The organism is Exiguobacterium sp. s127 (assembly GCF_018618695.1).
GTDB lineage: Bacteria > Bacillota > Bacilli > Exiguobacteriales > Exiguobacteriaceae > Exiguobacterium_A > Exiguobacterium_A oxidotolerans.
Map to the genome: position 1 here is coordinate 82,008 of NZ_JACSMO010000001.1, position 19,947 is coordinate 101,954.

At 48.9% G+C, this 19,947-nt stretch carries 17 protein-coding genes; 10 read left to right on the forward strand and 7 right to left on the reverse strand.

What is annotated here, in order from left to right; all coding sequences use genetic code 11:
• Position 1 precedes the first annotated feature (1 nt).
• Genes KNP98_RS00390 through KNP98_RS00410 form a run of 5 tightly spaced genes read left to right on the forward strand, consistent with a single transcriptional unit; the run spans position 2 to position 4,507 of the window.
• Positions 2-622 carry a sugar transferase gene (locus KNP98_RS00390; protein ID WP_088837880.1) on the forward strand — a complete coding sequence of 207 codons (621 nt, stop codon included), beginning with the start codon at positions 2-4 and terminating at the stop codon, positions 620-622.
• Complete coding sequence (locus tag KNP98_RS00395; protein WP_214804268.1) at positions 603-1,670, forward strand: lipid II:glycine glycyltransferase FemX; 1,068 nt, start codon at positions 603-605, stop codon at positions 1,668-1,670. The genes KNP98_RS00390 and KNP98_RS00395 overlap by 20 nt, the downstream gene beginning before the upstream one ends.
• Positions 1,667-2,821, forward strand: coding sequence for an aminotransferase class I/II-fold pyridoxal phosphate-dependent enzyme (locus KNP98_RS00400; protein WP_251132057.1), 1,155 nt, complete (start codon positions 1,667-1,669; stop codon positions 2,819-2,821). The genes KNP98_RS00395 and KNP98_RS00400 overlap by 4 nt, the downstream gene beginning before the upstream one ends.
• 23 nt (positions 2,822-2,844) lie before the next feature.
• Positions 2,845-3,588 (forward strand): hypothetical protein, encoded by a 744-nt coding sequence (locus KNP98_RS00405; protein ID WP_088837877.1) that lies wholly within the window; start codon positions 2,845-2,847, stop codon positions 3,586-3,588.
• Positions 3,589-3,616: 28 nt separating this feature from the next.
• Positions 3,617-4,507, forward strand: a complete 891-nt coding sequence (locus KNP98_RS00410; protein ID WP_214804269.1) for an LCP family glycopolymer transferase — start codon at positions 3,617-3,619, stop codon at positions 4,505-4,507.
• Positions 4,508-5,302: 795 nt separating this feature from the next.
• Here the strand turns inward: KNP98_RS00410 and KNP98_RS00415 are convergent.
• Both KNP98_RS00415 and KNP98_RS00420 read right to left on the reverse strand, forming a co-directional pair.
• Entirely contained in the window at positions 5,303-5,914 is a 612-nt protein-coding gene (locus tag KNP98_RS00415) for an AmiS/UreI family transporter (RefSeq protein WP_251132058.1), read from the reverse strand.
• A 143-nt stretch (positions 5,915-6,057) separates the two neighbouring features.
• The gene (locus KNP98_RS00420; protein ID WP_214768936.1) at positions 6,058-7,308 is read right to left on the reverse strand and encodes an SH3 domain-containing protein; all 1,251 of its coding nucleotides are present in this window, start codon (positions 7,306-7,308) and stop codon (positions 6,058-6,060) included.
• Positions 7,309-7,467: 159 nt separating this feature from the next.
• Here KNP98_RS00420 and KNP98_RS00425 point away from each other — a divergent pair, with 159 nt between their 5' ends.
• Positions 7,468-8,367, forward strand: a complete 900-nt coding sequence (locus KNP98_RS00425; protein WP_214768933.1) for a Gfo/Idh/MocA family protein — start codon at positions 7,468-7,470, stop codon at positions 8,365-8,367.
• A gap of 92 nt (positions 8,368-8,459) precedes the next feature.
• On the opposite strand, the gene KNP98_RS00430 is transcribed toward KNP98_RS00425, so the two are convergent.
• A complete protein-coding gene (locus KNP98_RS00430; protein WP_088837872.1) occupies positions 8,460-9,098 on the reverse strand; it encodes a hypothetical protein in 639 nt (212 codons plus the stop codon).
• Positions 9,095-9,796: a zinc ribbon domain-containing protein gene (locus tag KNP98_RS00435; RefSeq protein WP_088837871.1), complete on the reverse strand. Its 702-nt coding sequence runs from the start codon at positions 9,794-9,796 to the stop codon at positions 9,095-9,097. Before KNP98_RS00435 ends, KNP98_RS00430 begins: the two co-directional genes overlap by 4 nt.
• Before the next feature lie 268 nt (positions 9,797-10,064).
• Here KNP98_RS00435 and tnpB point away from each other — a divergent pair, with 268 nt between their 5' ends.
• From tnpB to KNP98_RS00450, 3 genes are all read left to right on the forward strand, one after another.
• Positions 10,065-11,237: an IS200/IS605 family element RNA-guided endonuclease TnpB gene (gene tnpB, locus KNP98_RS00440; RefSeq protein WP_214810532.1), complete on the forward strand. Its 1,173-nt coding sequence runs from the start codon at positions 10,065-10,067 to the stop codon at positions 11,235-11,237.
• A 76-nt stretch (positions 11,238-11,313) separates the two neighbouring features.
• Complete coding sequence (locus KNP98_RS00445) at positions 11,314-12,363, forward strand: glycerate kinase (RefSeq protein ID WP_214810668.1); 1,050 nt, start codon at positions 11,314-11,316, stop codon at positions 12,361-12,363.
• A gap of 102 nt (positions 12,364-12,465) precedes the next feature.
• A complete protein-coding gene (locus KNP98_RS00450) occupies positions 12,466-13,035 on the forward strand; it encodes a hypothetical protein (protein ID WP_088837869.1) in 570 nt (189 codons plus the stop codon).
• Between the two features lie 57 nt (positions 13,036-13,092).
• Here KNP98_RS00450 and KNP98_RS00455 read toward each other — a convergent pair whose 3' ends face one another.
• Complete coding sequence (locus KNP98_RS00455; RefSeq protein WP_214807144.1) at positions 13,093-13,572, reverse strand: glutathione peroxidase; 480 nt, start codon at positions 13,570-13,572, stop codon at positions 13,093-13,095.
• A gap of 184 nt (positions 13,573-13,756) precedes the next feature.
• On the opposite strand from KNP98_RS00455, the gene KNP98_RS00460 reads away from it, so the two are divergent.
• Complete coding sequence (locus KNP98_RS00460; protein WP_088837867.1) at positions 13,757-13,951, forward strand: hypothetical protein; 195 nt, start codon at positions 13,757-13,759, stop codon at positions 13,949-13,951.
• A gap of 74 nt (positions 13,952-14,025) precedes the next feature.
• Here KNP98_RS00460 and KNP98_RS00465 read toward each other — a convergent pair whose 3' ends face one another.
• A complete protein-coding gene (locus KNP98_RS00465) occupies positions 14,026-17,607 on the reverse strand; it encodes an SH3 domain-containing protein (RefSeq protein ID WP_214810533.1) in 3,582 nt (1,193 codons plus the stop codon).
• Between the two features lie 200 nt (positions 17,608-17,807).
• On the reverse strand, positions 17,808-19,841 hold the full coding sequence (locus KNP98_RS00470) for a thioredoxin domain-containing protein (RefSeq protein ID WP_214810534.1): 2,034 nt from the start codon (positions 19,839-19,841) through the stop codon (positions 17,808-17,810).
• Positions 19,842-19,947: the final 106 nt, after the last annotated feature.

A 19,947-nucleotide genomic window follows, 5' to 3' on the forward strand; every position in this document is an offset into this window, starting at 1 on the left:
CATGAAACGGACATTCGATTTCACAATCAGCCTAGTCGCGATTCTCATCTTACTCCCCGTTTACCTGTTCGTCGCCTTGTTCATTTATACGAAGCTCGGTCGACCGATCTTCTTCAATCAAGTTCGTCCTGGTTATCACGGACAGTTATTTAAAATTTATAAATTCCGGACGATGTCGAACGAGACGGATGCGGATGGCCTCTTACTCCCAGACGAACAACGGATCCCGCACGCGATGGAATGGATTCGGCGGCTCAGCCTGGATGAAATCCCACAATTTTTCAATATCGTCCGCGGTCAGATGAGTTTCGTCGGACCGCGTCCGCTTCTCGTCAGTTACTTGAACCACTATTCGAAAGAGCAGATGACGCGGCATGATGTGTTGCCTGGACTAACCGGTTGGGCGCAAATTCATGGGCGGAACGCGACGACGTGGCAAGAGCGGCTCGAACAAGATCAATGGTACGCGGCACATCAGACGTTTCGTCTCGATCTCTATATTCTCATGAAGACAGTAAAAATCGTCGTCTCCTCAGAAGGGAACTCGACGGAACATCAGACGGGGATGGGCGAGTTCAAAGGACTTGACGGAGGTGTTCCCCATGATGTCGCTAAGCGATGAACGACTCATCCATGATCCGACCGAATGGGACGCACTCGTCAGTCAGTATCGCCTCGATTGTTATTACGAACATGCCTACTTCGCACTTGAAGAAGTAGGCATCCCGGAAATGTTCTTCTATCCGACAGAATTCGGGACATTGATCTACCCTTATTTGAAACGACCAATCGATGGAACGTCATATCACGACATCACGACACCCTACGGATACGGGGGACCGATTTTCGTTGGGCTTTGGTCACTCGATCAAATCCGCGAAGTCCGTCAACGTTTTCTCGACTATTGTCGTGCGGAACAGATCATCACCGAAACGATTCGGTTCCATCCACTCCTACAAAACGTCGAACTGGGAAAGCATTGGTGCCGTTCGACGCAGCGACTCCAAGCGACCGTGACGGTGGAGCTGACGGATTCATATGAAGCGATTCTCGGTGGCTTTTCAAAAATGACACGGCGCAATGTACGAAAAGCAGTCCGGGAAGGCGTCACGATCCGTGTCGCCGCACCGACAGATTACGAGAAATTTAAACACCTCTACCGCTTGACGATGGATAAGCACGAGGCAGCACCACGGTATTACTTTACGGATGAATACTTTAAACAGCTGTTATCAGGAACACTCGACGCCGAAGTATTGGTTGCAGAATTAAATGGTCACATCATCGCCGGGTGCATCGTCTTATATGGAAGTCGTTTCGCCCATTATCACCTCGGGGCGTCCGATCCGAGCCAGTTAAAGGTTCGACCGAATCAGTTGTTATTCGCAGAGATGATGCGACGTGCAAAGGAGAAAGGTATGGTTGCGATGCATCTTGGAGGCGGCACTTCACAAGATGCATCAGACAGTCTTTTATTATATAAACGTTCCTTTAGTGAAGGAGCGCATACGTTCTTTTCGATCGGGACGTCGATTCTTGACGAAGTGGCGTATGAACAATTGAATCGGACGTTTTTAACGCAGTACCCGTCAGCGAACGATTGTAAGTGGTTTCCCGTCTATCGCACACCGATCCGTCACTTGTCATCAAGAGGGGAGGAAACATCATGAAGCAAATCCCACTATCGATCCCGCACCTCAGTGGTCAAGAAGCACGCTATGTCAAGGAAGCACTCGAAACGAACTGGGTTGCACCACTCGGACCGAACGTTGAAGCCTTTGAAGCGGGGATGCGCGCATATACCAAAACAGAGGCAGCCCTCGCGACAAGTAGTGGAACGGCAGCGATTCACCTCGCCTTGGCGACACTCGGTGTGACGACGGGCGACGATGTTTTCTGTCAGTCGTTGACGTTCGTTGCTTCCGTCAATCCGATTCGTTACGTCGGTGCTCGTCCTGTCCTGATTGATTCGGAAGAGGAGACGTGGAACATGTCACCCGCGGCACTCCGGCGAGCCATGATTCAAGCCGCGACACGCGGACGCCTGCCAAAAGCCGTCATCGTCGTCCATTTATACGGGGTCGTCGCAAAGATTGAAGAGTTGAGTGCGATTTGCGCCGAGTATGACGTTCCGTTGATTGAGGATGCAGCCGAATCACTCGGTTCGACGATCAACGGTCGAATGACTGGGACATTCGGGACATTCGGAATTTATTCGTTCAACGGTAACAAAATCATCACGACATCAAGTGGCGGAATGCTTGTCGCAAACGATCCGCATTTGATTGAACGGGCATTTTATCTCTCGACACAAGCTAGGCAACCGGTCCTTCATTATGAACATACAGAAGTCGGGTTTAATTACCGGATGAGTAATGTCTCAGCCGGCATCGGACGCGGACAACTCGAAGTCATCGAAGATCGCGTCGCGGCACGCCGGAAAATCTTTCAGCGATATACGCGGGCTTTCGACATGCTCGACGCCACACAGTACCAAGCAGAGGTTGAAGGGAGTCGCGCCAATCGCTGGTTGACGGCTTTGACATTACCGGGAGGAATGGAACAACGGGATCAATTGATCATCCGCTTACAACAGGATCACATCGAGTCACGACCGGTCTGGAAACCGATGCACTTGCAACCGGTCTACCGGGATGTCCCGTTCATTACAAGTGACGGGATTGATGTCAGCGGTCGCTTGTTTGCTGAAGGGCTTTGTCTGCCGTCCGCCTCACAGATGACGTTTACGGAACAAGCACTCGTGATTCGCTCCGTTCGTCAAGGTATTGTTGAGGATGTTCGACGCAACGTTCGGCTATGAATGTGTGGGAGGGAGACATCGTGATGAGCGATCTGGAGGAAGCGATCGAAGCACTCCGTCTCGCTGCGAACGGGAAGAATGAACTGACGGCAAATACCTATTTTCGTTGGCAACTGAATACCCAGTATCCGACCGTCGCGGAAATCCTGATGTTATTTGGATCTTGGCAAATCGCGCTGGAACGCGCTGAAATCGGGCAAATCCGAGTGGTTTATACAAAATCCGACATCATCGAGGCATTACGAGCGGCGAAAGCGGAACTCGAACCATTCACGAGTGCGACATATCGTGAGTGGGCGCAACGGCATCAGGCGCCGAGCTTGACCGATATCGTCCATCAATTCAACTCGTGGCAGCAGGCATTATCAGAAGCAGACATTTTGAAGGAACGGGTCCAGGAGATGGAACGTCGGATCATCGAATCATTACTGGAAGCACAGGAAGCATTACCTACATTAACGAGTCAAGCCTATACGAAATGGGCGGTCGGAAAAAATCGGCCGACGGTAGCGACAATCGCACGACGGTACGGTTCATGGACGAATGCGCTAGAAATCATCGGCATCGAACTTCCGCGAAAACGGTGGACGGAAGAGGAAGTATTGCTCGTGTTAGGGCGAGCCAGATACGAGACGGAGCATTTGACGATTGCGAGCTACCAACGTTTTAGCGAAGGACAGGACGTACCGAGTATTGGTGTCATCACATCCCTGTTCGGGAGTTGGAGCAATGCAATCATGGTGCTTATGAACCAACAAGATTCGTAAATCGACTTGATTCGAAGGGGATGGAGATATGAAAAAATGGAAGTGGATTGTCTTGACCGTCATTGGCATCGGACTGCTCGTTCTCTTCGGATCAGGTGGGTATGTCTACCATCAAGCGAGTCAGACGCTCGAAGACGTCCAGTTGCCGGTCGAGGCAAGTGTCGAAGCGATTGAAGCGATCGAACAAGAACGAACGATTTCCTTTCTCTTGCTCGGGATCGACCAGCATGGAGATGAGGCGGGACGGAGCGATACAATCATCGTCGCAACGATTGATCCTGCGAGTGGGGAAAGTAAGATGCTCAGCATACCTCGTGACTTGAAAACAGAAATCATCGGAAATGGCTCACGCGATAAAATCAATCATGCCTATGCTTTCGGGGGGCCTGAAATGGCAATCGATACGGTCGAGAACCTACTCGATATCCGAATCGATTACTTTGCTGAAATCAATCTCGAGGGTTTTACAGATCTTGTTGACGCAGTTGACGGTGTCCGTGTTACGAACGACATCGATTTTTCGTATTACGAGATGCAGTTTCCGGTAGGGCAGCTCGACTTGAACGGAAAAGAAGCGTTGGCCTATGCACGGATGCGCTACGACGATCCTCGAGGAGACTTCGGTCGTCAAATCCGTCAACGTCAAGTCGTTCAGGCTGTCGCAGACAAATTGACGTCAGATTTTTCGCTCAGTCGCTTTAACGACGTACTCAGCGTGCTCGGTGAAAACGTCAAGACGAACGTTCCGTTTCCAGTCGTCCGGAAAATTGCGTTAGACTACCGTGATGCTTTGAAGAACGTCGAGACGTTATCGCTCGAGGGAAGTGGTGGAATCGAGTCGGATCAGATTTATTACTGGCATCCGACGGCGGAGTCACTGAAAGAGGTGCAAACGAGTTTGCAACAATCGTTGAGATAGAGCGGGGTTTTAAAGTGAACGGTGTCTGGGTTTTTGCTTAGGGTCAAGACATCTTCCGAATCGGAAAGTGGAGTTAAGTGGCGGGAGAAATCGTAGTAGATCGATGCAAGTGGTACAAAAGATCCTTGCTTCCCGTGCTTTCCTCGGGCGAGGCGCAAGCCGTTGCTCCTTTCCCTTACAGGTCAAGGGGCAGGGTCTCGCCTGCCTCTGACAGCGCAAGTCACCTTGCGCTTATGTCACGATGAAGCAAATCTTTTTAGCTTTCCGAATAAAAGGAGACCTTACGAACCAAAAAACGTAGTTGATCAATGTAAATGGTGCGAAAGATTTTTGCTTCCCGTGCTTTCCTCGGGTGAGGCGCAAGCCGTTGCCTCTTGCCCTTACAGGTCAAGGGGCAGGGTCTCGCCTGCCTCTGAAAGCACAAGTCACCTTGTGCTTTTTCCCGTAGGAGTCACGATGAAGCAAATCTTTTTAGCTTTTCTGATAGAAGGAAACACTAGAAAGACTGTGATGCGTCGCGTTTCCTGACACGAATCGCTTTCGAGCGAAAGAGCAAGAAGGAGCGACCCTGCAGTGAAACGAAGCGGCGCGAAAGCTTGCCGCTCGGAGACGATTCGGGAAGAGAATGCGCGACGAAAAACGCGAATACCTTACGAACCAAAAAGCTTGCCGCTCGGAGATGATTCGGGAAGAGAACGCGCGACGAGAAACGCGGATATCTTACGAACCAAAAAACGCGCTATTCCCTGTAAGCGTCAAGGGAACAGCGCGTTTTGTAGTAGCATGTGTCGGACATCATGATTGGACAGGTCGGCGAAGCGGCGACAATTTCAAGGCCGAGTAAACAAAGTAGAGAACGGTCACGATGGCAGCTGCGCTCCATAACAGTTGGTAGCTGCTTCCTGCCGTACCGAAACGAAGTCCGACGAGTGCAGGTACGATCAACGTCAACCAGCTGAGGACGAGTGCGACGCGTGCCGTCAATGCATCGACATTGCGGTTCAGTCCCATTCCGATGAAGAACATCGACCATAAGAGTGTCCAGAACAACCACGTCGTTCCGCTCATCCAGTCGCCTGCGCTAAAGCTGACGCCGGCATAGAAAAATGCAGCGATGGCGACGAACAGGGAAAACCAGCCGACGCCGCTCCCGTCGAGTCCGAAGATGAACGTGATGCCGACATACAGATACGTAAAGGCAAACAAATAAATGCTCGCATAGCCGAACGTCAAGATCGGATCACCTGCTGCACCGATGACGAGCAACGTCGCAACGAACGTTTGTAGTAATCCTGTCAACAAACTGAAGACACCGGCACTCTTTAAATCAACTTTTCCAAACAAGGACAAACTATTTAAAAAGAGCGCAACGCCCCCAAATAATAAACTTACATTTCCCACGGTCATACCTCCATTGAGACGTCAGACGTCTGATTGTGCTTTAACCATATGATGAATTCGCTTCCAATGCAAGTGAAATTTTAAACGGAATCAGAACAAAAAAATCCCCTAGAAGCGTTTCCGAAGAAAGTCTCCTAGGGGACGGGCGATTAACGGTTTAAGACAGCGCGTAATGTCGTTTCCGTTTGTGGAAGTGTTCCTTTCAACGTAACGAGGCCGTAGCGCGTCGAACCTTTTTTAATGAAGAAGACACGTGTATAGGCAGATTCTGGTGTATACCCTGTCTTACTCGCATAGACACGCGATTCGTTTGGAAGCGACGTGTTCGTATGGTACCACGTCAACGTCCGGGCGTATGGTCCTTTGACGGTCGTTTTGTATGATTTTCGGCCACTGACGGTCATCAAGTAACTGTATTCAGCATACGTGTTAGCGAGTTTTTGCATGTCTGCTGCTGTCGTATAGTGACTCGCATGATAGAAGCCGTGCGGATTCATGAAGTGACTTGACGCCATACCGATTGTTTTGGCACGACTGTTCATCAACGAGACGAACTTCGATTCAGAACCTGCCGTACGGATGGCGATGGCTTTTGCTGCGTCGTTGCCGGAGCGAATCAACATCCCGTTCAACAGTTGACGGAGTGTGACTTTATCACCCGAACGGAATCCAGCCGTGCTGCTTCCGGCAGGAACGGCGAGCATAGAGTAGGTCAAAGTGAACGTTTGATCGAGCGTTCCTTTTTTGGCAGCGGCGTCATAAGCGACGAGGGCCGTCAACAGTTTTGTCGTGCTTGCCGGATAACGGCGTGTCGTACTGGCTTTTGACAGTTCATAACTTGAGGAGCCGAGTTTGAAATAACGCATCGAGGCGACGGGATAACTACTTGAAGTCGCAGGTGCACTTGTCGTGATTTTTTTCGCGACCTGACTTGAGACGTAATAATAGTTCACTTTCCCTTTTACTTTGTACCAACCATTCGAATAGGAAACGGCATTAAACTTCGAGTTGTATGTAGCGAGCCGTTTAATATTTTTAGAGGACGCGGTGCTTGGTGATGTACGGACGTTCGCACCATACTTCGAGTAGACGATGATTTTATACGTTTTCGTCGAACTTGCCGTGACTTTTTTCGCGACTTGATTCGAAAGGTAACGGTACGCACTACCATCTTTGATTTTGTACCAACCGTTTGAGTACGAGACTGCTGTGAACTTCGCTTTGTACGGAGCGCGACGCGTGATGGTCGCTGATGAACTCGTGCTCGGCTTCGTTCGGACGTTCGCCCCGATCGTCGAAGTGACGACGACCTGGTAACTGGCAGCTTGTGCGGGTAATGCCGGAAGACATAGGGCGACGAGCAGTAACAGTGTCAGTCCAATTCTGAGCGATACTTTCATAAAAATCTCATTCCCTCCTTGTTCAAATATGTCTCTAGCATAAAACAAAAAAAGGAAATTCTCTTTTTTTTCAAAAAACTAGAATTTTCTACACGCCAGGTATGAAACTACGTATCATAGGGAATGAGTAGAACAGAAAGAATTGAGGGGGATTTATTCATGAAAATTGCAGTCATTGGTCTTGGGGATATTGCACAAAAAGCGTACTTACCGGTCTACGCGGAGCGGTCCGACTTAGACATTTATCTTGTCTCGGAAAATCAAGACAAGGCGAAGCAACTGTGTGATGCGTATCGTTTTGCCGGGACACTGACATCGATTGATCAGTTAACGGAAGCAGGCATTGGCGTGGCGATGATTCATTCGGCGACGAAAGTGCACGCGATGCAAGCGAAACAACTGCTCGAAGCAGGCATCCATGTCTACATCGATAAGCCCGTTTCGATGGAAATCGAGGAAATTCGTGAGCTGACACGATTAGCAGGGGAGAAAGGCTTACACTTCATCACAGGATTCAATCGACGTTTCGCGTCGGCACACCGGACGTTATTAGAAGTCGAACAACCGAATCTAATCGTCATGCAAAAAAATCGGATTTCGTTCATTGAAGATGCGAAATCATTCATTTTTGACGACTTTGTCCATGTCGTCGATACGTTACGTTTTTTGACAGGGTGCGGTAAAATCGAAAACTTGAGTGTCCGCGGGAAAAAGGTCGACGACTTACTGCATCACGTGACGATCCAGTTCGAAGCGAACGGGATCACGGCAATCGGAATCATGAACCGGAATAATGGTGTGACAGAAGAACGTGTCGAAGTCATGGGACCACATGAAAAACGGATTGCGACGGACGTGACGTCGGTCGATCAATTAACGAAAGCAGGCACGCTCCGTCGTCCGCTTGACAACTGGGAAGCGACACTCAAGCGGCGCGGATTCGTCGAGATGGTCGATGCATTTATTGCGAGCGTTAATGGTGAACCGTCATCGTCCGTTACAGCGGAAGACAGCTTGGCGACCCATGAATTGTGTGCGGAAGTCGTCGCCAAGTTATAAAAAATCACACGACATTTCTTGTTCGCGTTATATTGGCAGACGAATGGGACTATTCCAGCTATCGGAATAGTCCCATTTTGTCATCTGTCTGTTTACGCATCATCTTTTAGTTGCTTCAAGTAATAAATCCGTTTTCCGCCGGGGCCTTCATATGTGATTTTTAAGGTCGTGCGGATGAAGCGGTAAGAGATGACACCTTCTGATAAAGGGACGCGGGCCGTCAAATCTGGTTCAAAACGGATTTCATCTGTTCCTTGCCGGGGTGCTTCTTTCATGCCGAAGTCATCATAGAGGAAGGTCGCAATCAGGGAGTGTTCGTCATCGAATCGAATTTCGATGTCACCTTGTCCGTCAAATTTTTCTTCGGACACTCCTGTATCCAACAGACTGCGATCGACTCGGTAGGTCGCTTCGAGGCGCGACAGGTCCTGTAACAACGCATCGACACCGAGACGGATTGAGACGGCCCGTTCACGAACGGTATGGTCATCCGGAAGATTAAGCTGTTCAATTTTTTTTGAGATGGTTACGACATCCTGCAAACGATAGCTGGCTAATGCCTGTTCGAGCTGCACCATCAAACGGGCGGGCTCGTTCATCTCGTCTTGATCGGTCGATAAATCGACCGCTTTTGTATATTGATTGTTGTCCAGCTCATCTTGAATCTGTGTTGTTGGATCTGATGTACAGCCGATCAAAAAGAAGGGCACCAATAAGAGCAATCGTTTCATGTGTTGACCTCCTTTCGCGTGATGGTCGTGATTTGAAGGTGGTCGGTATGCAGACGAACCGTATAGTGAACGTCATACGTCACGAACTGATTTTCCGGAACGGTAGCGATCTTATACGTTTCTGTCGTCTCGACTTCGAATGTCGTCCCTTTTGAATGGAACTGATTGAAATCAATCGTATGCGGGAGTGGCGTGATTGGATGATCGCTTACGGCGACGATTGCGCGAAGGGCATCGAACTCTGACTGGAATGCCTCAAGCGTTGTGAACTGAATCGCAGCAAACGTTTCAAGCGAATCATTTGCTGCGGAGTACGTCACGAGCTCCGGAATTGTTTGCGTATATTGGCGAACGAATTTTAGGACTTCATATGAAGTCGGTGGATTCTCTTTTGAATACGTTTGATTATAAGCACTGTCCTCATCTGTCCATTCAGATAAGGCGATTGGTTGGACGTTCGACGGATTGTCAATCTTCGTTGCCGTCGTCGGACCAAACCAAGACCAGGCACCGAAAGAGATGACGAAAACCGTCATGACAGCAATCGTCCAAAGCAGAGGATGTCGTTTCTTTGATACGTGTGACGATGAAGTGGATGACATATGTAATCGTTTTTTTTCAGTCACAGGATGCTGGCAATGGGAGCAAGCTGTATCCTGTGATTTTAAAGGTGTTCCACAAAGCGAACAGCGTTCCATGCGACAGACCTCCTGTAAGAAAATAATTTCTTCAAACAAATAAATATTATGAAAATTAAGTCCATAATAACATTAACTGGAAGCGGAATCAAAAAACGATGTCCGATTGAATCAAAAACGTCAGGAGGGATAACGGATGCATCATTTTATCAAAATCAGGCGAGAATACGCCCACTTCTAAACAATCAGGGTGAAGCTCGAGTGAAAGTGGGAGATGAATCGCCAGCCTGCTTTTCGGGTATATTCTTTTTGAAGGAGGTGAAAAATCTTGTTGACTCACAAGGCCTACAAATTCAGAATCTATCCGACAAAAGAGCAGGAAATCCTGATTGCGAAGACGATTGGTTGTTCGCGCTTCGTCTTCAATCACTTTTTGGCGAAGTGGGATGAGACATACAAAATGACAGGAAAAGGACTGTCTTACGGTTCTTGTTCGAAAGAAATTCCGATGTTGAAGCAGGCGTTCGACTGGCTGAAGGAAGTCGATAGCACGTCTGTGCAAACGAGCGTCAAACATCTTGCCGATGCCTTTGACCGCTTCTTTAAGAAGCAGAACGAACGACCCCGCTTCAAGTCAAAGTGCAACCCTGTTCAATCGTATAAGACGAACATTCAGGGCAAGTCTCAACTTCCAGAAGTCTCGATCGTCGGCGCCAAAATCAAAATTCCAAAGCTGAAGTGGGTGCGTTTCGCCAACTCGAGGCAGGTCGTCGGACGCATCTTGAACGCGACCCTCCGGCGGAACGCTTCAGGAAAATACTTCGTCTCCCTGCTCGTCGAGCAGGAGAGCAACGAAATGCCGAAGACGGGTTCATCCGTCGGCGTCGATGTCGGGTTGAAGCACTTCGCCATCCTGTCGGACGGCACGGTGTACAAGAATGACCGTTACTTCCGTTCGCTTGAGAAAAAGCTGGCACGTGAACAACGTAAACTCTCTCGTCGTCAACGGTTGGCCTTGGACAAGAAAGGAACACTTTCCGAGGCGAAGAACTATCAGAAGCAGAAGCGGAAGGTCGCCCGCATCCACGAGAAGATCGCCAACAAGCGAACCGATTTCCTGCACAAGGTATCGACCGAGATCGTCAAAAACCACGACGTCATCGGCATCGAGACCTTGCAGGTGAAGACCATGCAGAAGAATCGCAAGTTGAGCAAGTCCATCTCCGAGGTCAGTTGGTCGGAGTTCTTCCGCATGCTCGGATACAAGGCGGGATGGTACGGAAAGACCGTCGTGAAAGTCGGCAAGACCTTCGCCTCTAGTCAACTGTGTTCAAGTTGCGGACATCAACACAAAGACGTGAAACATCTTGGATTGCGTGAATGGACATGTCCGAGTTGCGGGATCCATCACGACCGGGATGTGAACGCAGGATTGAATCTTAAACAAGAAGCAGAACGCCTCTTAGCTTCTTCAACCGTCGGGACGACGGGGTTAGCCTGATCAATTTTCGACCGTTAGGTCGGATCACTCAGGAATCCTCCACCTCTAAGCGAAGCGTAGGTGGAGGTAGTTCAACATCAGCGATAGTTTCAAAGGCAGTTTGACATCGGAGGAAGTAGCGTTGGCCGTCCAAAACGGGATTTTACAAGGGGATCGAGAGGCGACGATTGACTGGAGCCCGGGAGCAGATGGAGGAGAAGGAACACTTGAGATGCTGTTTGCGAACGACTTTGTTCAAGCAGAAGCAGAAACAATCGATTTAGCAGGTCGTCCGATTCGGGCACAATATGCCAGAAAAAATGAACAAGCCATCATCGAGGTGGCGAGAGTTTGTGGTCTTGGGCAGGTCAGAGCAACCGATTTGCCGATCACTCTTCATACGAGAGGCGTCGGGCGACTCGTGCTCCGCACGATGGATGCAGGGGCAACAGAAATTTTTTTGGCACTCGGTGGGACAGGGACGACGGATGGAGGGCTTGGATTTTTGTATGAACTCGGTGCAGTGTTGCTTGACGGACGAAGTCAACCGATTACTTGGACGGACAACCCTTTACTCGAGACGGAACAAATCATCTTGCCAAAGCTTGCCGTCAAACTTCACGTGTTGGCAGATGTAACAGCTGCTTATGCCGGAAAGGACGGGGCAGCGAAAGTATTCGGACCACAAAAGGGATTGACGGCGCGAGAGATTGATGTGCTCGATGTTCATCTCGAACGAATCGGTAACATACTCGGTGTCAACGAAGTCGCAGGTGCTGGTGCTGCAGGCGGGTTAGGTGGAGCTGTTGCGGCATTAGGGGCGGATATCTTGTCCGGAGCACTCTTTTTGTTGAATCAGATTAAGTTTGATCAACGGCTCGAAGCGGCAGATTACGTCTGGACAGGGGAAGGGAAAGTGGATGCGCAAACGGCACTAGGGAAGTTACCCGCAATCGTCGCCGAGCGGGCGAACGAAGCTTTAGTACCATGCGTGATACTTGCTGGTCATGTCGAACGTCCATACGCGCCAGCTTTAATCTGTAAATCGATTCATGATGCTGACGAATGCATCACGTTAGACAGCGAATTATCCCGTTTGCGTCTCGCTCGTCGTGCTGAGCAAATCACGCGTCGATTAAATACGTGAATTCGAAATCTTAGCACGATTTTCAAAAAATAGGAATGAAGCCTGTCTAAGCTGGGTAAAAGACTATATATTACCATATCATTTGGAAGGCAGGTCACATTCATGATCAATCAATCGATTCAACTGTCATTTCGTCAAGTGCGGGCACTCGTCGAACATACACTATTATTATTTAAAGAGCTGGACCAGCAGTTGGCGAATCGAGGGTACGAACCGATTCTTCCTGATCTTGTACAGACCGAGCATGGCTTAAGCATCCATCAGACAAAAGATAGTGCCGAGTCACTTGTCCCACATTTTTTGACGCGGTCGTACATCCGACAAAATGACAAGCACGTCCAACATGCGCTCGTCGTGTCTGTCCAATATACGCACCCGCTCCATGAGCGATTTGACCCCGTCGTACTGGTCGGCGACGTCGCGTTCAAACAACCGAAGCAGGTCGTGAAGTTGTTGACGGACAAACCGTGGTTATTAAAGTATGCCGCGTTTGAGTCGACGATCGCCAGTTCATTTGAACCGACGGGCGAACGCTTCAGCACGCAGCCGATTGAAGAAATTGAACGACTTGACGTCTGGGGACATTCGTTTACAGAAATGCGTGATGTCGAGGACGTGACACGTCTCGCGGAAGAGATGATTAAAGGACACCTTGAACCGGGCACACCTTAAATAGAAAAGACCACTGGTCAGATTCGCTGAAGAATCCGGCCGGTGGTCTTTTCGTGTTCAGACACGAACGAGTAAGCGTTCGATGGCTGCTGTCAAATCAGTTGGGTTCGTCTTCGGTGAGAAGCGTGTCACTTCACCATCTCGCGTGACGAGGAACTTCGTGAAGTTCCATTCGACGTCGTCCGCACCGTCTGCGTTTGGTGCGGCTGCTTTTAGTTCGGCGAATAAGGGATGGGTCTGCGCGCCGTTGACTTCGACTTTTGAGAAGACCGGGAACGTGACACCGTAGTTGATTTGGCAAAATTCTTGGATTTCTTCATCCGTGCCCGGATCCTGCCCGGCAAATTGATTACACGGGAAACCGAGAACGACGAGACCCTGATCGCGATACGTTTGATGCAACTGTTCGAGTCCTTCGAATTGTGGCGTCAAGCCGCATTTACTGGCGGTATTGACGATCAGCCAAGCTTGTCCTTTGTAGTCGTCTAACGTCGCTGTCGTACCGTCGACGCGTGTGAATGAGTGTTCGTGTAACAAAAAAATTCCCCCTTAACCTGTCTTACCTAACAGTGTACCAAATGAATGTCTGAAGCGCCGAAAACGTAAACTTTCAGATGACAGTTCCGTCACAAAGCGTCGTCAATCCCGTGTCACTGCCCCACAAGCGGCCTGATCTTTGTTAGAATGGTAAGCGAGTATGGAAGGAAAGGAGAGATGCCACATGAGAAAAATGTTGAAACAATCGCGTCATGTCATGATCGCGACGCTCTGTCTCGTACTGGTCGCAAGTTGTATTACGTTGTTGACCCTTGGATTCGAACGCGATATTGTGATTCTTGTTTCTGGAGTGGTTGCCCTGTGGGTAACGATGCTAGCTCCTTTGACGGTCCAAGCTAAAATGAATGAGCAATCATAATCATCGGTCAAAGAAAAAACGCTGTTTCCGCAATGACGGGAACAGCGTTTTTTTGTTGCGAAGCAAAGTCGTGCTTATCGTGCGAAAACTGGAATATCGAAGACGGCCGTATAACTGTCCATCTGTTGATAGAGGTTATAGAGTTGGTACGTCTGTTTAACGGCCCAGCCCATGTCTGTTGCATATTGATGGGAACCAGGGCGCGTCGGACTCCAGCGCATTTTGTAAAGCGTGTTTTGGTCGTAGGCATTATGGATGTACTTCGTGCTAATGAACTCCGCACCACCAATGATCGCTGCTTCCGGTGTGAACCAGCCTTGGCTGTACGCGTAAGCTGCGCCAGTATTGATCGCATCATAGTCATATGCACCGATTCCGTACATGTTGTAGACTTTACGTCCGTTCCATGTCACACCCATCGCGAGTGTCGACGTGCCGTTGCCTGTCTCAAGCATCGCATGCGAGATGAGGTATGCTTCATTGACTGCATATTTTGCACCTGCGTCGATGAAAGCTTGTCCGCAACTTCCTGTCGTACATTTTGCAAAGATGCCTTTTGAACCGATGACTTTATCGAGCGTCGCGGCAGAAGCACCCGTCGACTTCGATAAATCAAGGAATTGATAGAATGATTGTGAGTTACGGTCGACCTTCAATGGATCAGCGATATCACGGACGTCTGACTCGAGTGCATTTAACCACTGGATTGTCGAGTAGTTCGAAGATGAACTGTAGACGCGTGGATACGTCGTATAGAAACCGCTGACGTTTTGGTAGACCTTAATTAAATTGTTTGGTTTGAACTGACCATAGATGTGACTCGCTGTCGTCGCGCCTGAACGGATGTTGAGCGGTGTCGTCGCTGTGACGGTTGCAAGCGTCCCGTAAACGGGATCGAGTCCACCACCGAGTCGGACGTAACCAGCACTGACATACATGATCTTATTTTTGTACAGATCTGTTTGTGGTGATGGATACAATTTCATTTGTGCACTGATGAAACTGTCGAACGTGTACGGTGTCGCAACTGAGTTGTAGACGTTCAATTTCGATGATGTCGTGACGAGTGTGCCATTATACGCATAGCCTGTTTTACCATCGTAGCTGACTTTATACCAGTTTCCGATTTGACCAGTGACGGTCAGGACGATGTTTGCAGGAATCGTCGTTAAGACGTTGTAAGAATCACCAACGTACGAGCGAAGTGACGTAGGCGCAGTTGCTCTTACATACAGCTTGTCTTTTGCCGTGTAGCTGATTGGTGACGTCGCTTGACCGAGTTTGACGTACCCTGTCTTACCGTCGACCGTGATTTTATGCCACTGGCTGTTCGTGAATGTCGTGACGAGTGTCGTCGTGTAGTAAACATTTCCGAAACCTAACGTCGTGACAGTTGTTGCCGTATCATCCGGAGATGATTTGACGGCAATGGCACTGTTCAGCAAGAAGCGTGAACCTGTGATTTTTTTCGTTTCGAGATGCTCTTTCAGTGTAGCGCTCGAAGCATAACCCGTTTTGCCATTGTAAGTTACTTTGACCCATTCACCAATCTGTCCGCTTAGCGTCACGACTGTGTCAGTCGGGATCGTCGTGAGTGTTGCGTATGATGATCCAGCGTACGAGCGAATTGGTGTTGCAGCTGTCGCTTCATACTGGTGTGAAGGTAAGCTGTTGTATAAGATCGGTGTTCCCTGATTGATCTTGACATAACCTGTTTGTCCGTCGATTGACATACGGTGCCACTTCTCATCGCGTCCATTCGTGACGAGCTGCGTCGTATAGTAGACGTTTCCAGCCGAGAGTGTCTTGATCGTATCAGCAGTCGAATGATGACTTGCTTTGATTTCGACGGATTTCGATAAGATGAAGCGTGAAGAAGACAATGATTGCTTCGTGATTAATTCCGTCATTGTAGCAGAGTCGGCATAACCCGTTTTTCCATCGAACGAGAGTTTGTACCACTCGTTGATTTTGCCTTTGATCGCTAAGATCGTTCCTGCCGGGATTGCTTTAATGACGTCGTAAGATCCGGCGTAAGAGCGGAGTGACGTCGTTGCAGTCGTCTTGACATTCAAGTCTTCTGACGCATAAGAGACGGGCGTCCCTTGATTGACAGGGATGTAACCTGTCTTACCGTCTTTTGTGACACGGTGCCATTTAGCTGAGCCGTTTGTGACGACTTCAGTCGTGTAATAAATGTCATCCTTGCTGAACGTCGCGACTGTCGTTGCTGACGATTTTGGTGAAGATTTGATGGCGACGTCAGTTGAAAGTTTGAAACGGACACCTGATATTTTTTCAGTCGTGACATGATCGGCAAACGTTGAAGCTGCTGCATAACCTGATTTGCCATCATACGTGATTTTGTACCAGCTGCCGATTTGACCTTTAATTGCGATGACCGTACCCGTCGGAATCGTTTTGACGGTCGCATATGAAGGACCGGCATAGGAACGAAGTGCCGTCGGAGCAGTCGTTTTTAAGGAGAGATCCGTCAGTGCTTTATAAGCAATCGACGTTCCTTGATTGATTTTGACATACCCAGTCTGACCATCTTTTGATACTTTGTGCCATTGTTCGCCAATCGCGTTCGTCACCAAGTATTTTGTATAGTAGACATCACCTGAGTGGAATGTCGCTTTTGTAGAGCTCGTACTGGATGGGGTCGCTTTAATTTCAAGCGACTTCGTCATCATGAAACGAGAAGAAGCGATTTTAGCAGTCGACGTATACTCAGTGAGTGCCGTCGTTAATACATAGCCTGTTTTTCCGTTGTATGTAACACGGTGATAGAGACCTGATTTGACGGTCGATTTGACGAGAGTACCGCTTGGGATCGTCAAAAGCGATTTTTTACTTAAGTCCGTCGCATCATAAAGCGACGTCGTGAGCTTTAATTTGAACGTTGTTTCTTGGATTGTCGTGACGTTTTGTTTAGAGGCGCCAAGGAATGCCTCTTTGTACATATAACCGGATTTTCCGGCATAGGATACTTTGAACCAATCCCCAATGCGACCTGTCGTCTTTAAGGACGTCCCGCTCGGAACGACGAGTTCACGCGGGAAGCCTGTTCCTGCGTATTGACGAAGGCTGTACGCATCGGTCGTCTCATACGTCGTATCCGTCAAACGTTGATAGCTGATCGGATTTGCGTTGAGCGCTTGAATGTAGCTTGTTTTTCCGTCGTACATGACGCGATACCACACTTCACCGTAAGGATTGATGACCTTTTGAGAAGTGTAGTAGACATCGTTTGCATCGAGTGTCGCGATTGTTTTCGCGGTCGTCATCGCAGATTGATGGAGCGTCATCGGTTTTGAAATGGCGAAGCGTTGCCCACTGATCGATTGTTTTTGATAGTAGGGTGTTAAATATTTTGACGCGACGTATCCCGTTTTTCCGCCGTACGTTACTCTTCTGAAATAGCCAGAAGTAGATTCATACGTGGATGAAACGATTGTTCCGGTCTTGATCGTCAACAAGCGTTTCCGGGAAGATGTCGTCCGGTCATACAGATAACTATCTGTAGACAGGCGATAAGTCGTCGCTTTCGTCGTGGCGGCCTCAGGTGCTTTAGTATACGTAAACAATACGCCGAGGACCATGATGAAGCTGACGAGCATCTTCAAGGTTTTCGTGAATAGTGTCGTGTTCAAAGAGCATTTCCTCCTAGTTAGAATTCGTCCGGGGACGTTTCAGGCTCTAGGGTGTCGATTCTAAGGTGTAAGATAAGTGTTCCTATCTCTACTATCGACAATAAAACATTTATCTAAAGTAAAATTAGAATTTTTTTGAAAATAGGGGTTTAGATTTTTGAAAAACCCTTCTGTTTGTAGAAAACAGAAGGGAATGATTGTTAGAGGTCCAATTGATCGAGGAGTTCGTCGAGGTTTGTCGTCGGTTGATCGCACGTAAAGTCGTGGCACAGATAGGCTGTCGGCTGACCCGCGATTAACTGATAGTCTTCGATAAATGGAGCGATTTCCAGTAGTTCTGCTTTTTGGCCGACGAGAAGGGATAACTCCGGGTGACGGTGTTTGAAGAGGCGCCGAAGATACGGTTCGACCTTCGTCATGTCGTCTGCTAACACAATCAATTCTTGAGGTTTCATCATGATTCGGCAATAGACGCTCATCAATGAAGCATAACCGGTCGGTTGTTGCTTGATCTCTTCCGCGACCGATTGAAGGACACGGTGTGCCGTCTCGAGGTAACGTGAGTCTCCCGTCAATTGGGAGAGGCGGAATAAGTTCAAGGTCGCTGTGCTATTACCAGCCGGTGTCACACCGTCATAGACTTCCTTCGGTCGAATCAACAAGCGTTCTGCTCCTGACGCCGTGAAGAAGAAACTACCGGACGGATCGCCGAACGCTGAAAGCATGACATCCGTCAGGCGACGAGCCTGTTTAAGGTACGGTACTTCTTGCGTCGTAAGATGTAACTCGAGATAAGCTTCCGCGAGAAAACTGTAGTCGTCGAGAAATCCTCTGCCTTGAGCGTGTCCTTCTCGATAGCTGACGCGTAAGCGGCTACCATCGAGTAAGTGGTGCTCGATGAAGGTGAGCGCGCGTTTGGCAACGGTCGTATAATGCGGGTTTCCTAAAATCCGTCCTGCTTTTGCAAAAGCGGAAATCATTAACGCGTTCCATGACGTCAAAATCTTATCATCCCGAAATGGTCGAGTTCGATGCGCACGGTGTGAAAAGAGTTGTTGCCGTTCGTGTTCAAGTTGGCGCACGACATCTGCGACGGGGCGTGCTACTTCAGCAGCGAATGCGTGGAGATTTTGATTTGAACGGTGAAACACATTCCGTCCTTCGAAGTTCCCGTTTGGTGTTGCACCGTAATACCGCGGGAAGAAGGCTTCTTCACCTAGCAGTTGTATCAGCTCATCATAGGAGAAACTATAAAATAGTCCTTCGTGACCGTCACTATCCGCATCTTCTGCCGAGTAGAAAGCACCTTCGTTCGATAACAGGTCACGTTCGACATACGTGAAGATTTCTTCCGCGTACTGTTTGAAGCGGTCATTCCCGGAAGCTTGATACGTCTCGAGGCAAAGGGTCGCGAACAAGGCATTATCGTAGAGCATCTTTTCAAAATGGGGAATCACCCAAGCGGCATCCACGGTATAACGATAGAGGCCGAAGCCGACTTGATCGGTGATGCCGCCGTCACGCATCGCAGTCAGCGTCCGCATGACCATCTGGAGTGCCGTCTCGTCTTCCGCGTACTGGTAATAATCGAGCAAGAACGTCAACAGGGACGGAGACGGGAATTTCGGTGCACCGCCAAATCCGCCATGCGTGACATCGAATTGGCGCATCGCTTGGTCGAATGTTGTGTGTAACAGCTCCTCATCCAGCGTGCCGTGCTGCTTGACCGTGCTGACATCGAGCAACGCCTGTTCGATTTGTGTACCGACCCGTTTAATTTTTTGCGGATCCGTTTGATAGTGTTCGCTCAGCTGAAGCAGGACTTGTCGGAAACTCGGGCGGTTGAACTGGGGTGTCTTCGGAAAATACGTCCCGATATAAAACGGAACTTGTTCCGGCGACATGAAGACGCTGAGCGGCCATCCTCCTTGACCGGTCATGATTTGGGCTGCCGTCATGTAGATTTGGTCGATATCCGGTCGTTCCTCCCGATCGACTTTAATCGAGATGAAACGTTCATTGAGCATCGTCGCCGTTTCGTCATCCTCGAAACTTTCATGGGCAAGGACGTGGCACCAGTGACAGGTCGAATAACCAATCGATAAAAAAATCGGTTTATTTGCTGTCCGGGCGGCAGTGAAGGCTTCTTCTCCCCACGGATACCAATCAACCGGATTGGAAGCATGTTGTTGCAGGTAAGGGCTTGTTTCGTGAATCAACCGGTTTGTCGGCATAATGTGTACCTCGTTTCTTCTATAGTATTTGTATCTTTACGATAGCGATTTCTAAGGTCTGTATCAACTTGATTTAGTCAAAGAAATCTAGAGAAAAAAAGATTGA